At 72.1% G+C, this 1018-nt stretch carries 1 protein-coding gene; it reads right to left on the reverse strand.

All coding sequences use genetic code 11. From position 1 onward, the window contains the following. Nucleotides 1-952, reverse strand: a 952-nt coding sequence (locus AB0G02_RS42230; protein WP_360806815.1) for a poly(3-hydroxybutyrate) depolymerase, incomplete at its 3' end; no start/stop codon positions are given. Between the last annotated feature and the right edge of the window lie 66 nt (nt 953-1018).

Here is a 1018-nt window from a genome sequence, read left to right on the forward strand (position 1 = left end):
TGGGACCGACGCCCTCGAACTGGGTGATGAACTTCCACACCTCGGCGGAGGTCCAGGTCCGCCAGCCGTCGCACGTGCACCCGTCGATCGGGCCGGGGGTGTGACCGCCGTCGAACGCGGCCCACACGACCGGGAACCCGGTCCGGCAGCCGGAGTAGGCGGTGACGACGTGGGTCAGGCTGCCCGCGCGCGGCTCCGGCGGGTTCTGGGCGGTGCAGCCGTTGTTGCGCACGAACGTGTCGCGCATCGACCGGCCCTGGGAGATGTTGAGCACCGAGTCACCGATGCCGTGCACGCCCATGTAGGCGATCGGCTGCGTGCCGCCGTTGCACCCGCTGAGCAGACCGCCCGAGTACACGACCACCGCGCGGAACACGGTGGCGCGGGCGCAGGCGACCGCGTACGACATGGCGCCGCCGTAGCTGAAGCCGCCGGCGAAGCGCTGCGTGGTGTCGATGCACAGGGCCGAGTCGAGCTGCTTGAGCAGGTCGTCGACGAAGGTCAGGTCCTGACCGCCGGAGTTCGCCCAACCGTTGTTGAAGCCCTGGGGCGCGACGAAGATCGTGTTGTTGTTCGCGGCGTCCGCGAGCTTCCGCAGCCCGTAGTACGACCAGTTGTAGCCGTCGGTGCCGCCCGAGTCGACGTCGTTGGCGGTGCCGCCGAGCCAGTGGAAGCCCACGAACAACCGGTACGCGTGGTCGCGGTTGTAGTTGGTGGGCAGCCGCAGGATGTAGTTGCGGGTCTGGCCGCTGCTGGTCAGCGTGTGCGCGCCGCTGGTCAGGGTCGGGGCCTTGCCGCACCCCGCGGTCGCGGCGGTCGCGCTCACCTGGCCGGGTGTCGTGCCGCCGAACGCCACACCACCCGCTCCCAGCAGGAGCAGGAGTCCGGCGGCGGTGAACGCGAGCAGGGACCTGCGCCGGGACGCGGCGCGGCCCGTGTGCTGGTGGAACATCGTCGTCCCTTCGGTGGTCGGGCGCCGCGCCCCGGGGGGCCCGGGGGGGCGGGGGGGGGGGGGGGG

This window comes from Actinosynnema sp. NPDC023658 (assembly GCF_040639995.1).
Classification (GTDB): domain Bacteria; phylum Actinomycetota; class Actinomycetes; order Mycobacteriales; family Pseudonocardiaceae; genus Actinosynnema.